Annotated in this window: 13 protein-coding genes; 8 read left to right on the top strand and 5 right to left on the bottom strand. The window is 41.3% G+C overall.

What is annotated here, in order from left to right:
* Positions 1-341 precede the first annotated feature (341 nt).
* The gene (locus tag ACW689_RS05300) at positions 342-1,313 is read left to right on the top strand and encodes a hypothetical protein (RefSeq protein WP_476289061.1); all 972 of its coding nucleotides are present in this window, start codon (positions 342-344) and stop codon (positions 1,311-1,313) included.
* 259 nt (positions 1,314-1,572) lie between these two features.
* Here ACW689_RS05300 and astB read toward each other — a convergent pair whose 3' ends face one another.
* Complete coding sequence (gene astB, locus ACW689_RS05295; protein WP_476289059.1) at positions 1,573-2,925, bottom strand: N-succinylarginine dihydrolase; 1,353 nt, start codon at positions 2,923-2,925, stop codon at positions 1,573-1,575.
* Between the two features lie 142 nt (positions 2,926-3,067).
* Between astB and ACW689_RS05290 the strand changes: the two genes are divergently transcribed.
* From ACW689_RS05290 to arsJ, 3 genes are read left to right on the top strand one after another with little or no spacing between them, the layout of a single operon-like run.
* Positions 3,068-3,421 (top strand): metalloregulator ArsR/SmtB family transcription factor, encoded by a 354-nt coding sequence (locus ACW689_RS05290; RefSeq protein ID WP_476289057.1) that lies wholly within the window; start codon positions 3,068-3,070, stop codon positions 3,419-3,421.
* A 9-nt stretch (positions 3,422-3,430) separates the two neighbouring features.
* On the top strand, positions 3,431-4,441 hold the full coding sequence (locus tag ACW689_RS05285; protein WP_476289055.1) for an ArsJ-associated glyceraldehyde-3-phosphate dehydrogenase: 1,011 nt from the start codon (positions 3,431-3,433) through the stop codon (positions 4,439-4,441).
* Between the two features lie 5 nt (positions 4,442-4,446).
* Complete coding sequence (gene arsJ, locus ACW689_RS05280; RefSeq protein WP_476289053.1) at positions 4,447-5,643, top strand: organoarsenical effux MFS transporter ArsJ; 1,197 nt, start codon at positions 4,447-4,449, stop codon at positions 5,641-5,643.
* 101 nt (positions 5,644-5,744) lie between these two features.
* Here the strand turns inward: arsJ and ACW689_RS05275 are convergent, their stop codons facing one another.
* Entirely contained in the window at positions 5,745-6,173 is a 429-nt protein-coding gene (locus ACW689_RS05275) for a hypothetical protein (RefSeq protein WP_476289051.1), read from the bottom strand.
* A gap of 529 nt (positions 6,174-6,702) precedes the next feature.
* On the opposite strand from ACW689_RS05275, the gene ACW689_RS05270 reads away from it, so the two are divergent.
* The gene (locus tag ACW689_RS05270; RefSeq protein ID WP_476289049.1) at positions 6,703-8,886 is read left to right on the top strand and encodes a phosphatidylinositol-specific phospholipase C domain-containing protein; all 2,184 of its coding nucleotides are present in this window, start codon (positions 6,703-6,705) and stop codon (positions 8,884-8,886) included.
* Positions 8,887-8,949: 63 nt separating this feature from the next.
* Here ACW689_RS05270 and htpX read toward each other — a convergent pair whose 3' ends face one another.
* Both htpX and ACW689_RS05260 read right to left on the bottom strand, forming a co-directional pair.
* Entirely contained in the window at positions 8,950-9,807 is an 858-nt protein-coding gene (gene htpX / locus ACW689_RS05265; RefSeq protein WP_476289047.1) for a protease HtpX, read from the bottom strand.
* A gap of 194 nt (positions 9,808-10,001) precedes the next feature.
* Positions 10,002-10,529, bottom strand: a complete 528-nt coding sequence (locus ACW689_RS05260; protein WP_476289045.1) for an NADPH-dependent FMN reductase — start codon at positions 10,527-10,529, stop codon at positions 10,002-10,004.
* Between the two features lie 129 nt (positions 10,530-10,658).
* On the opposite strand from ACW689_RS05260, the gene ACW689_RS05255 reads away from it, so the two are divergent.
* Together ACW689_RS05255 and ACW689_RS05250 are read left to right on the top strand one after the other, a co-directional pair.
* On the top strand, positions 10,659-11,558 hold the full coding sequence (locus ACW689_RS05255; protein ID WP_476289043.1) for a LysR family transcriptional regulator: 900 nt from the start codon (positions 10,659-10,661) through the stop codon (positions 11,556-11,558).
* A gap of 135 nt (positions 11,559-11,693) precedes the next feature.
* A complete protein-coding gene (locus ACW689_RS05250; protein ID WP_476289041.1) occupies positions 11,694-11,996 on the top strand; it encodes a DUF6172 family protein in 303 nt (100 codons plus the stop codon).
* 46 nt (positions 11,997-12,042) lie between these two features.
* Here ACW689_RS05250 and rrtA read toward each other — a convergent pair whose 3' ends face one another.
* Positions 12,043-12,642, bottom strand: a complete 600-nt coding sequence (rrtA, locus tag ACW689_RS05245) for a rhombosortase (protein WP_476289039.1) — start codon at positions 12,640-12,642, stop codon at positions 12,043-12,045.
* An 82-nt stretch (positions 12,643-12,724) separates the two neighbouring features.
* Here rrtA and ggt point away from each other — a divergent pair, with 82 nt between their 5' ends.
* Positions 12,725-14,488, top strand: coding sequence for a gamma-glutamyltransferase (gene ggt, locus ACW689_RS05240; RefSeq protein WP_476289038.1), 1,764 nt, complete (start codon positions 12,725-12,727; stop codon positions 14,486-14,488).
* Positions 14,489-14,575: the final 87 nt, after the last annotated feature.

The raw sequence follows: 14,575 nt of genomic DNA, 5'->3' as shown, positions 1-14,575 counted from the left end.
TAGAAATAATCAAAATTTGATAAGCAGATCACACTCAGCCTGAGAAGCTCCTCGATGCTGGAAACAACCCCAAAATACAGCAAAGAAACAGCTCCTGTAATTTTTGACAGCTATCGACTCGTAACTTAATTGTTTAATTTATGTATACCGAATGTGAGGTTAGGCAGTTGGTTGCATTGCTCTGGTTGTTATGAGTGGTGAGACATTAACACAAAGGAAACACTAAACCTTTTAGACCTTGGCTCATATTGTAAAGGTATATTTTTACGTAGCTAGCTGAATTTATTGAAATTTTAAGTTAGGAGCAATGAGTTGCTCGTTATTTAACTAAGGAGAGAACCATGAAAATACAAAAAATGAAATTTGCCGCTATCGCTTTAGCCATGTCATGTTCAATGTCGTCATATGCTCAAAGCGAGCATGATGTTTCAACTCAGTACCAACAGAGTAACGAGGTTTATGAGTCACAATACCTTAACGCTCAGGGCTTTTTAACAACCGTAATGATACGTGAGGCGATATTAGACGGTGCAAAAAGCGCATTGAAAGGTGGCGTTAAAGACTTTATCTCTGGTTTGTTATTCGGTGGAAGCTCGCCGGGGCCTCAGATAGTGAGATTACATGAAGAAGATCTGCAAAAAATCGAAGATTTGGTGTCTGGCGTGGTGATCACCGATGCCGTTTATGATGCAAAGAGCCAGCTTGCTGCTTTTGGTAATACGTTTGACTACTATCAGGATTCATTGAGCGGTGGCAATTTTGACGCATCTATTCTCACATCATTATTGCAATATGTTAACTCGTTACGAGAGCACAGAGCGTACGATCCAAATTACAACTCTAATGCATACGCGCTTACTACATCTTATTCTTTAATGACGACTTTAAACTTGGCTGTGCTAACTGAGCGCCATGTTAAAGGTTATATAAGCGCATCATTCGTTCGCTCACAAGCCGATGCTATGGCTAATAAACTGTCACAACTTGGCAACTTGGTGAATACAAAAGCAGCGTCAATGGGTGGAGTAAGAACTTTTGGCAGCGATTGTTGGGGAGGGCGTTTTTCTACAGAGCTTAGTGCACATAGTACACAGGATAAATCTGATGATAATCAAGTTATGGCGCCAGTAGATTGTTTAGTGACGGCGTCTTTCCCTGGTAAACCCTCTAAAACTTGGAATGGTTCGCAAATTGGTATTTTTGAAGCTGAAGAACTAGCTTACGAGTATTTAAACCAAATGCGTGCCGAATATAGAAGCGAAATTAAAGGCGCTGACTTTGATTCTGTGGTGGCTAAACTACGCAATCTTTAGACGTTGAAAACTTACGGATTTTAATAACTAAGTAGCATATCTTAGATTAATTAATGTTAGATAATCTAAAAATATACTGAATTAAATGTTGAGTGTATACAATATACCAAATACACTGGGGTTACTTTAAGTGCTATTGCTATTTTTTAAATAGCGATTATGTCTTGTACTTAGAGTTAATTTCTTTGCTTGCGCAAAGTTGTTAGTTATTATTTTCCCTGACTAGTAAAGCCCAGCAATGCTGGGCTTTTTTCTGTGACTAGTGCTGCTGAAACGGGTAGACACAACCTAACGATAATATTTTTGTTAGCTCATCAAGCGCTGTTTTTGTTTCTTCCAATAAAAGAGGGTCAGCTAAATCTTTGTCAGTTATTCTATCCCGATAATGCGTTTTAACCCATGATACTAGCGAAGTAAATTTCTCTTCACTCATCAATACGTCTTTATTTACTGCATCAAATTCGTCTTGGTTTAGCGAAACTCGCAAGCGTAAACATGCCGGTCCTCCGCCATTTTGCATACTTTGTTTTAAATCAAAAAACTTAACATGTTCAATTGGGTTATTAGCATTGAGCAAACTTTCAATATAAGTACATACGGCAGTGTTATTTTGACTCTCTTGAGGCGCAACGAGCATCATCGTACCATCTGGTAACGTAACGAGTTGACTGTTGAATAGGTAGCTTTTTACTGCATCTTCTACACTGACGGAATGACTGGGTACTTCAACGATAAAGAGTTGTTTCTCACCCAAATAGGCTGATTTTATTTTGTCCAATGTGTTAGCTTGATTTAAAAAAGCTTGTTCATGGCAGAGCAGTACATTTTCATTGCCTACGGCTATGACGTCATTATGAAATACACCTTGATCAATAACGCTTGGATTTTGTTGGACATATATCGCTTGGTTTTCTTTTACTTTGTGCAATCGAGCTATTGCTTGACTCGCTTCTAATGTTTGCCGAGCAGGGTACTTTTTTGGACCAATAATCGCATTGTTTAGGCTGCTTGAGCCATAAACAAACAACTCGAGCCCTTTATCTGCATGGCTGTCACACAAGCGAGTATGATTGGCTGCACCTTCATCACCAAAAAATGGCTGTTCAGGCAAGTGTGTATGATGAACAAAATGCTCACTGGGAAACATCGCTTTGAGCAGACCTGTTGTTGTGTTTGGCTCCAGCGAACGATGAAATTTATTATTTAAATTAGCACTGGTGAAATGTACTTTGCCATCGTCAGTATCTTTTGAAGGAGATACTGTTGCAGCATTCGCAGTCCACATTGCTGATGCGGAATAGACAGCCCGCAAAAGCACGGGGGATTCTTTGGCCGCTTTGTTTATTACCTGATGATCTGAGCCTGTGAACCCTAGTCGTCTTAGCGCGTTTACATCTGGACGAGCATGCGGTGCGAATATCCCTTGCTTTAATCCCATATCATGCATTGCTTTCATTTTTGCAAGACCTTGTAAAGCCGCTTCTTTTGGGTTTGAGACTATGTCTACATTACTTAGTGAAGCCACATTTCCATAGGATAGCCCAGCATAGTTATGCGTTGGCCCGACAAGGCCATCAAAGTTAACTTCGTAACTTTTGTTGTTGTTCTTCATGTCATTTTCCTGTCCTGTTGATGTGTTACTTAGTATGACAATTGGCGCAAACTAAGCAATTAGCATTCGATTTCATAAGGAAATATTGAATATATGAAAATATGTATATATGATATTCCGTATATTCTAAGGGGAGATAATTATGGACTTGGTCAATTTTTATAAAGCGCTCAGTGATACAACTAGACTGCAATGCTTATTGCTCATTGAGCAAGAGCAGGAACTCTGTGTGTGCGAGCTGATGGAAGCGCTGGAGTTGAGTCAGCCTAAAATTTCACGACATCTTGCTCAATTACGTAGGCTGGGGATTCTCATCGATCGTAAGCAAAAACAGTGGGTTTATTACAGTGTGAACAAAGAATTGCCAGATTGGTGTCTCACTGTTATTACGCATACGTTTGCGCAGAATACAGATTTTATACGCGCAGCCACTCATAAATTAAATAGCATGGGCGCACGACCAGAGCGTGTCGCTACCTGCTGCAATGCAAATTAAGGAGCTTTTATGACAATTAAAGTGGGTATTAACGGTTTTGGCCGAATGGGTCGCTTAACAATGCGTGCTCTCTATGCAAGTGAAAATATTGAGATAGTACACATTAATGATCCTGCAGGAGATGCGGCAACATTAGCGCACTTGATGAACTTTGACTCTGTTCATGGCCGTTGGCGTTATGAGGTTGAAAGTCATGGTAATGATATGACCATTGGTGATGCTAAAATCTCAGTAACACAAAACAAAGAAATAGCACAAACGGACTGGTCGAAGTGTGACTTAGTGATTGAAGCATCGGGTAAAATGAAGACTAAAGCCTTGCTTCAAGCATACTTGGAGCAAGGTGTTAAGCAAGTTGTAGTCACGGCTCCGGTGAAAGAGGATGGTGTTTTGAACGTCGTATATGGTGTGAATCATAAAGACTATGACGCTAACGTCCATGACATTGTTACTGCAGCATCTTGTACAACTAACTGTTTAGCACCTGTTGTAAAAGTATTGCAAGATAAAATCGGCATAGAACATGGCTCAATGACGACTATCCACGATATTACCAACACGCAAACTATCTTAGATGCGCCCCACAAAGACCTGCGTCGTGCACGCGCTTGCGGCATGAGCTTAATTCCGACTACAACCGGTTCAGCTACAGCTATTACACACATTTTCCCTGAGTTGAAAGGTAAATTAAACGGTCACGCAATACGTGTACCGCTTGCAAACGCATCAATCACGGATTGTGTCTTTGAAATGAGCCGTGACACCACAGTTGAAGAAATTAACGGTTGGATGAAAGAAGCAGCTGCAGGTGAATTGAAAGATATTCTTGGTTTCGAAACGCGCCCCTTGGTATCGATTGACTATCGAACTGATCCAAGAAGTTCAATTGTGGATGCGCAGTCAACTATGGTTATTAACGGTACGCAGGTTAAAATGTACCTTTGGTATGACAATGAGTGGGGCTATGCAAACCGTACCGCTGATTTGGTGCGTTATGTTGTATCTAAAAGGTTTACGTAACAATTATGATCAGCAAGTTGTCGAGCGATATTAAGCAATATTTAATCATAACCGGTAATTACTGGGTTTTTACCCTGACTGATGGCGCGTTGCGGATGCTCGTGGTGCTGTATTTTCATCAGTTAGGGTACAGTCCTATCAGTATTGCTATGCTCTTTTTGTTCTATGAGTTTTTTGGGGTTGTTACTAATTTGCTGGGAGGCTGGCTTGGTGCACGTCTTGGCCTGAATAAAACCATGAACTTCGGCTTAGCGTTGCAAATAGTATCGCTTGCAATGCTTGCTATTAATCCTCAGTGGTTAAGTATCGCGTACGTGATGGCTGCTCAAGCACTCTCAGGGATCGCAAAAGACCTAAATAAAATGAGTGCCAAAAGTGCTATTAAGTTATTAGTACCAGAAGATGCCGATAGCACTTTATATAAATGGGTTGCTAGATTGACTGGTTCTAAGAATGCGCTCAAAGGCGTTGGCTTTTTCATGGGTGGTGCATTACTGAGTGTGTTTGGCTTTCAAGGTGCCTTATGGGTGATGACCGCACTACTTTTAGTCGCTTGGATCATCAGTGTAACATTGCTAAAGGCTGATTTGGGCAAAAAGAAATTCAAGCCAAAGTTCAAAGAGCTGTTTTCTAAGAGTCAGCAAATAAATACGTTATCCGCAGCGCGTTTGTGTTTATTTGCCTCACGAGATGTTTGGTTTGTAGTTGCATTGCCCGTATTTCTGGCATCAACCTTTGGTTGGGAGCACTCGCTTGTTGGTGGCTTTATGGCCATTTGGGTAATTTTTTATGGGCTGGTGCAAGCAAACGCGCCACATATAACAGGTCACAAAAGCAGTGCAGAGCCCAGTAAACTATTGTCTGCTTGGGCGCTCATACTCACCGTAATTCCAGCACTAATTGCATTAGCGTTGTCTCAAAATATCTCGCCAATTTGGGTAATAACACTTGGACTGTTGTGTTTTGGTGGTGTTTTTGCTGTTAATTCGTCATTGCACAGTTATCTAATTGTTAAGTTTGCAGACAGTGATGGGGTTTCGTTGGATGTGGGTTTTTACTATATGGCGAACGCAATGGGGCGACTAATTGGCACCGTTCTTTCGGGTATCATTTACCAAAGCTATGGCATTGAAGCTTGTCTTTGGCTTTCAAGCATATTTTTACTGACGACAACGATAATAACGCAAAAGCTTCGAGGATAGTTCAATACATGAATACGGCGCAGCAAACCTTATTTACTGCGCTTATTCAATAACTTTTAAAGAATAACGCATTGGCCTTTTAGGCATTAACTCTTTCAAGCTTAGCCACTTGGTGCGTCAATTATCTGTACTTGACAGCCTGTCTGTATGCTTTTCTGAACATACAAGGTGGGTGATTCGGCTGCTATATCTATTCCAAGCACTTTATTGGTGTCGACGCCTCGAACAAATGCGCGTAACTGTTCATCGACTACCTTCCAAGTCGCCACTGTTGTTTTCTCAACGGGAATTGGTAAGGGTGGCCTTACAGGTGCAAGCATTGAGCCAGTAATACTAATATCTAAATAGTCCTTGAGCTTGTCTATTATTTGGAAATAGTGCAGTTGCTCATCTTTTGAGTGCTTTACTAATAAAAATTGCGTCGCGTTTTGTATATTCACACCACCGATGAATCGATCACCTTGTGAGTTAAGCCCCAGATAACCAAAATCTGAACCATCATGTGCTGTAAGTTTTAAAATCTTGTTCACTCTGCTTCCTTTATAAACTAGAGGGGCCATGGTAATAAGCAAAAATGGACCAAACATGAAGTTTTACCACTTTATAGCTAAATTATTTAAAGTTTTTCGCTAGTTACAGTGTTCGAACCCTCTTGCTTAACCGCTATATTAAAACACTGTTATGTGTCATTACCTATTATGGGGCCTTTTGTTGAAAGGGAAATTACAGCGCATTACACAAAAAATGAACTTTAGGTACATATTGATTTGCTTTAGTACAATAATATTGACTACTTATTGCGTCTAACATGAGTGATGTTAACAGCTTTTTATTATTAAATTTCAATGTGTTGAATTTGAAAAGAGAGGCGTGCTGTACGGCTTAAAAAAGAGGGAAGGCTCTATATCAATTGTGTCGTTTATAAATTTTAAATTAATTTTACGTCCTCATTGTTTGCACTTTTGACTCCTACCTTTTGCGGTGGTTGCTAGTACAGGATCAATAATATGATCTCTGGTTAAGGACCAACATATTACGTAAAAGGAGAGGAATTTAACTATGAAGCAAAGTAACAAATTGAATAAAGTCGCATTACTACTGGCTGGAGGCATGATCGCTTCGCTTGTATCTTCAGCGAGTCATGCTGCAATCGACACCGATGATGACAAAGTCACGCGTTTAGATCTTCAAGGCCAAATTGATAATTTTGCGCCGTTCTCAAAAACATTGTGGGCTGGCGCTCATAACGCTTATGCGTCTTATTCTTGGAGTAAGGGGACTTACACTGATGTTAACCAATACTACTCACCAAAAAGCTTGTTGAAGCGGGGGATACGGGTCATGGAGTTTGATATTTACCCAGAGGGTACTTTTGATTCAACCCCCATGCTTTGCCACAATTCACTTGAAAACAAAGCGCTATGCTCAAGCTTTCATGCAAAACTGTCCGAAGGCTTAGATGACATCAAAGAGTTTCTACAAGACAACCCTGACGAAGTCATTTTGCTTAAAATTGAAGCTTATAAGCACAATGATCACAACAATTGGCACAATAAAATAGGCGAAAGATTGCAAAATGATATCAGCGACTATCTGTTGTTGCCATCTGATTGGGGCTATGCAGATAAAAGCTGCGCGTCACTTCCCGTATCACATCTAACTAAGCGTGATATTCTAGCCGCTGGTAAACAATTAGTCGCAGTCGTGCAAACGCCTAGAGATAAAAGCGATCTCTGTTCATATCACAAAGCTGGCAATTATTCTAAGTTCTGGAACACCGTATTTATTGGTGTAGATGCCTTTGATTCAAGTGGGAATTTGAAAAGCAATCAACCATTTTGCCAAAATGGTAACGATGAGTGCGTGAGCAACGACCAAACAGCGCACTATAATGCGAATAATATGACAGTCGTTATTGATGATGCGACGCAGTTAAACACAGATGGACCTAGTTCCAGTAAAACGGGCAGCAATGTACTAAAAAATTGGGGTAAGAAAGGGTCTCAAATATTGGAACTAGCGTTGGTTGAGGCAAATAACACCAGTGCAGCCAGTGGTTATGGCGCGAATGAAGTGCAAATTGAAGATTACATCTGGTCTTGGAAATCAAATCGCCCGAATGGCACGGGGGATTGTGCAAGCCTCGAAGATGATGAGTCTCTCGTTGATAAAGCCTGTACTACATTCCAGTATCACACATGTGTAGATAAAGATAGAAATTGGAAACTTTCAGCGACTAAAGGTACCTGGCATATGGGTTTTGAGTATTGTAGAAGCTTGGGTGGTACTTATACGTTTGGTATGCCATACAATGCGTATGAGAATGAACTATTACTGGGCGAAATAGGTAGTAGCACTGAAGACCATTGGGTGAATTACTATAATGCCTTTGAAGATTTTTGGTTATCCAACGCAAGCCGTTATATTGACTGGAAGCTCGTCAAAAATAACGCTGTGGGTTCGACTAACAAAGGGGATTCGTTCGACAATATCGGGTTTTTAAAGCGTAAAGCATTACTGGGTGGCGCGCTCAATTTAAGCTCTGTAAAAATTCGCTCCAATAACCGCGTTAATGGCTTTAAAGCGTGTTATGAGACTAAGCAAAGTATTAGTCATGCTAGCGTTGGTACATCGGAGTTATGTGTTACTTATGGAGGAAGTGGTGGCGACTGGGGTAATGAACTTAGCTTTGATGCCAGTAGTGGAGAGTATCTAAAAGGCGTGTTGATCTGCAAAGATGATGCAAAGTACGGCTACGACACCGTTTATTATGTGAAGTTTACCTCAAGCAACGGCAGCAACATCTCGGGTGGTACTAACTCGGGTAGCTGTACGTCCTATAACGCAAGTTCTAGCCAGCAAATATTTGCATTCCATGGCACTGAAAACAGTGAAATCAACTCGCTAGGCTTATATCGCATAGAAAATTCATTGGTTAACGGCGGTTTGTACGCAACAGATTGGTTAGACCGCGATGATCCAGCAAGTGGCGATAATGAGTTGTTCAATGCGCACAAGTCATCTGGCAATATTGCTTCAAGCTGTGAATCAAGTGACATTGCAGCCATTGTTGCCCGTGATGTAGATACAAAGCTGGATGCGAGCTTAACCGGCCAAAACCTAGTGAATAACGCTTCAGGGTTTGCTTGTTGGAATTCAAGTAATGGCGGCAGTAGCAGTAATACCACCTGTAAGGACTATGAAGTGCGGTACTTCTTTACTAAGTCGAGTTGTTTGCCTTAAGGCTAACGCTCATTACGTAAAAAAGCGCCCAATAGGGCGCTTTGTTTGGGCTAGTAATTGTGTTTATTTCAGAGCTTGAACACGTTGTTCAAGCGGTGGGTGTGAGGCAAACATTTCCGATAAGCTCTTACCAGATGCTATACCGAATGCCATCATTGACCCTTCAAGTTGTGACTCTTGATTTTGCTTTAAACGCTCAAGTGCTGCACGCATTTTGTGCGCGCCCACTAAACCTGCTGCACCTTTGTCGGCGGCAAACTCACGTTTACGACTAAAGTACGCGACAACAATTGATGCCAAAATACCGAACACCATTTGGAAAATCATGTCAAATACAAAGTAAGCCCAACTAGTGCCTTCTTCGTCTTCGCCTCTGAAGAAGTTATCAACGATACCTGCTAGCACTTTTGCGATAAAGATAACGAAGGTGTTTACCACGCCTTGAATCAATGTCAGTGTGACCATATCGCCGTTGGCGACGTGTGATACTTCGTGTGCAAGTACGGCTTCGGCTTCATCTTGACTCATGTTATGCAGCAGACCAGAGCTCACTGCTACTAGGCTGTTGTTTTTGCTTGGGCCTGTTGCAAAAGCATTGATCTCAGGGCTATCGTAAATTGCCACTTCTGGCATTTTGATATTTGCTTGCTGTGCTTGGCGAGCAACCGTTTGTAATAACCAATGCTCTGTTTCATTACGAGCGTGTTCAATCACTACTGCACCCGTTGATTTTTTCGCCATCCATTTCGACATAAATAGCGAAATAAAAGAGCCACCAAAACCAAATACCAGTGCTATTAGCATAATGCCGCTGTAGCTTCTAGACGATATGCCTAGTACCGACATTAAGACAGATAATACCACTCCCAATACCAGCATAACTGCTAAATTTGTTAGTAGAAATAACACAACGCGTTTCATAATCACCTCAGTGAAATAATAAATGTAAGTTCTGCATAAGTACGTTTATGCAGCGTCAGATTTCTAATAAGTAAAATGGGGCAGAATGAGATACTAATCAATAGTGAAAAGGGCAATAAAACAGATATTTTTATCACTTTTTTGAGTTAATTTTTTGTCAAGGGCCAAACTGGTTGTTTGGCCCAGATTATTTCTTATAACTGCAACGAAAAAGCCGACTCTTTGAGTTTTTGCTTAATTGCTTCGTCTTTGATTTCACCTTTTTCGCTGTCGAAAACATCGTAAAAACTAGGCACTGAAACACTGGCTTTTACATCCATCGCGAAAAATGGGGCAGAGCCATTGGCGCTGGCTAACACACTTTGCGCACCACCTGGGCCCGGTGACGTTGCCAATAAAAGCATTGGTTTGTTTTGGTACACCTTTTGGTTGATACGAGATGCCCAATCAAACACGTTTTTATAAGCTGCCGTATAGGTACCATTGTGTTCGGCGAACGACACGACAATGGCATCGGCTTCGCTTATCTTGTTATAAAATTGCTGTGCTTGTACTGGAATGCCACTTTCATTTTCTCTATCAGAACTGTAGATAGGCATTTCATAATCATTTAAATCAAGTAACTCAACTTGCGCCCCTTCAACGAGAGACGCTGTGTACTGCGCTAATTGCTTGTTGATAGACTGACGGCTACTGCTTGCTGCAAATGCTAAAACTTTCATAACGTACTCCTAGGTGGTTTTTGTTCAATAACGAAGACTCTGTCACTCGTTGTATTCATTTGATGTTTCACAGTGTATATTGATATTCAAAATTCATTAATAGGCTTTTTGTAAAGTCACTATTTCCATATGACTAACAATGTATTCGATGGCATAGAAATTTTTGTTCAAGTGGTAAAGAGCGGGGGATTTGGCGCAGCAGCACAAGTGTTGGGCCACTCCAACTCGCATGTGAGTAAAGAAATAAATAAGTTAGAAGCGCGCTTAGGGGTGCGGTTGCTTAATAGAACAACGCGCTCTATTGCGCTCACGCCCGAAGGTGAACTGTATTATGGCTATTGCAATCAGCTTGTTGACGATGCATCCGAAGCGTTTAGTTTATTGACGGAACATGATGACAACCCTAAAGGAGAATTAAAAATAAGTTGCCCAGTGGGGATCAGTCGCTCTTTTATACAGCCAGTAATATCTCAGTACTTAAAACGCTACCCTAATGTAAAAGTAGATATAGATTTAAGTGATAAAAGAATTGATTTGGTTGCTGATGGATTTGACCTTGTTGTAAGAGCTGCCCCCATGCTCGAAGAGTCAACGCTGATTTGTAAGCGGCTGTTTTCTTGCCCGACTTACGTAGTGGCATCGCAGGCTTATTTAGAGCGTTTGGGACATCCGCATCACCCTAAAGAACTTACAAAGCATGACTGTATTTGCTATAGCAACCTGAAAACACCGGACCGTTGGGAGTTTACCGATAAAGAAGGTGAAAAGTTTAGTGTTAAGGTACGTCAAAAGGTACGCACCAACAGCGGTATGATGCAAACCCAAATGGCACTTGATGGGATCGGTATTTGCCGATTACCAGAGTTCTATTTAAAAGATGCACTTGAGAGTCAGTTACTTGAAATCATATTTAAAGATTACCCACAGCCTGTAGTTAACGTTTACGCCATTTACCCCAGCAAAAAACATTTGGCAACGAAAGTTCGTCGTTTTATCGACCTACTACAAGAATATGCAAATGAAATTTGACAACAAACCGTCATTTTTATTACGACAAGCACATGGTTTTCATCGCGCGGTTTGTATAAATGCGATAAAATAAATAATTACTTTCCAATAACTCGATACCCACTATTTAGTGGATATCCTGACATCGAGAATACCATGAAAAAAACGTTTGCATTAACGCACCCTAAATTAAAACCTGCACGTTTAGTTGACGCTATAAAATATGAAGTAAAAAAGTACTTGCGTAGAGAGCGCAATAAGAGTCTGCCAGCGGGTGCTGATTTTTGGGATTTTGACTGTCGCTTTGGCGCGACTCAATCGCAAGCAGATGTGATAAAAGTAGCGCACATAAACAAGCACGTAGACAAAGCTGTAGAAGCTGAATTACCTTCTTTTTACCTTGAAATATTGGCAAAGCCTGGCTTTAGAGCCCCATTGTTGGATTCTGACGTAGATTAAACACCGACTATTTGTGGCATTCATTATTGAGTGCCACGTCAAATAGTTACTTTTGAGACAAACTTCTTCTATATTGACGAATAAAATTCAAAAGCAGAGGAAGTGATAAGACTAAACCACCTATTGCGCCAATTAGATGTGCTTCAATCGCTACTGTTGAACCAATTAGTTCATTCACTTGCACACTTGGGCCTTGTATTTGTTCCCAGAGTAATTTTGCCCATATACCGACAAATAGCAAAACACCAGAGCGCATGCCAACATGAATGTCTTTAAGTGCCCCCCAGACAATAACGCCGTGTAAAAGACCGCTCAGGCCCGTGTAAATTGCAATATTAGGGCAGAACAACCAAATCCCCAACCCTGTCCAAAGTGCTAAAAAGCTAATATGGATAAAGTAATTAGCTGGAGTGCGATGTTCTGCGTGTAATATCCATATAAATACAATACCAAGTACATTAAGTAGCAAGTGATTCCAATTGCTATGCATAAACTGACCGGTAAAAATACGCCACCACTGCTCAGGCATCAATGCCCGGTTGAATGCAAATAGGGCGTTTGTGTCTAATAACATTAATGCACTGGCTAAAAGAGTGAGTACGAGGGGTGGCAGTACATAGCGTTTTTGTAGCGGAAGTTCAATCATGTTAGATAGCAGTAATTTTTTGCATATTGTGCCCGTTTGCTTTTATCATGCCAATGTTTTCAATGGATAAAAGTGACCAGATATGAAATATGCACTGCACATAGCGAGCATGTTATTACTGACAAGTTGTGCTTCAAATCTTGATAAGCAAACGACCCAAAAGCGCGAGGCACGTGAGCCAGAAGCGGCTACGGGTGTACAACAAAAAGACCAAGTTGTTGCTAAGCAATTTATGATCGCAGCAGCGAATCCCTATGCATCAAAAGCGGGACGAACGATGCTTGCCAAAGGCGGCAGTGCGATTGATGCTGCTATCGCCACACAACTGGTGTTAACGTTAGTGGAGCCTCAATCATCGGGTATTGGTGGCGGTACGTTTATTTTGTATTTCGATAAAGATGCAAACGAACTTGTTACTTTTGACGGCCGTGAAACCGCGCCGCGTAATGCGGATCACACGTTATTTTTAGATGAAACAGGCAAAGCCGTACCTTGGATTAAGGCTGTGGTTGGCGGACGTTCAGTGGGGGTACCAGGTGTATTGCACGCGTTTAAACAAGCGCATGATAAATATGGTAAGTTGCCTTGGCAGCAACTTTTTGAGCCCGCAATTAAACTTGCAGCGGAAGGGTTTGAGGTTTCTCCTAGGTTGAATATGCTGCTTGAGAAAAGGTTAAACCCTGGTTTAACTCAGCTCTCACCAGCAAAAGAGTATTTTTATCCAAACGGTGAAGCGCTAAAAGTAGGCACAGTTAAAAAAAATCCAAAACTTGCCGAATTGTACACTCAAGTGGCACGTAATGGCATCAACGCCTTCTATCAAGGTTCAAATGCGCAAAAACTGGTGACGGCAGTGCAAGATTCCGTGATAGCCCCAGGTAAACTAGATAGTACGGATTTAAACAACTATAAAAGCAAACAACGAGACGCGATTTGCGTGGAATATCACCAATATAATGTGTGCTCTATGGCACCTCCAAGTAGTGGTGGGATCGCTGTTTTACAAATATTGAAACTGCTTGAAGGGAAAAATTTAGGCCTATATGAGGCAAACGACCCACAAGCTTTGCATTTATTTACTCAAGCGTCACGTCTGGCGTTTGCGGACCGAAACCACTATGTCGCAGATCCTGATTTTATCGCTGTACCAACTCAAGCATTGCTGCAAAGTGACTATTTATCTAATAGAGCAGCGCTGATTACAAACCAAGACAATCACAATGTGCCTGTCGGTGACCCTACTCATGGTAAGCTTGCTTACGCAATGGATGACGGCTATGAATTGCCCTCTACAACGCACGTATCAATCGTAGATAGTGAAGGTAATGCAGTTTCTATGACAAGCTCGATAGAGATGGCTTTTGGCTCAACCGTGATGGTGAACGGGTATCTTTTAAATAATCAACTTACCGACTTTTCACTTACTCCAAAGAAAGAAGGCAAGTTGGTTGCTAATCGCGTTGAGGCAAATAAACGTCCACGCAGTTCTATGTCACCAGTTATGGTGTTTAACCCCGATGGAAGTTTGCGCTTAATTGTTGGTTCACCGGGTGGTAGTCGCATCATTAATTATGTTGCGCAAACAGTGATCGGTGTGTTGGATTGGAAATTGACGCCTCAAGAGGCGATCAACTTACCTCGGATCACTAACCGAAATAAGTACACAACTTTAGAAAAAGGTACCGCACTGGAAAACTTAGTGCCGTTCTTTCAAGAAAAAGGGCACAATGTGCAGGTAAGAGATTTGAACTCCGGTTTACATGCAATTGAATTGAAAAATGGCAAATTATTTGGTGGCGCTGATCCACGCCGTGAAGGCATCGCATTAGGCGAAAACACGCGATAATCGTAGGCTTGTAACTAAGTTTACGATATACTGTATGGCCCTGTTTACAGATTAAATTATCAGTGAATAGGGCTTTTTACATTGGTC

It is taken from the genome of Pseudoalteromonas sp. ABE4_541 (assembly GCF_056312285.1).
Note: the sequence above shows the minus strand (reverse complement) of the source record. Positions and strands in the feature narration are given on the sequence as shown.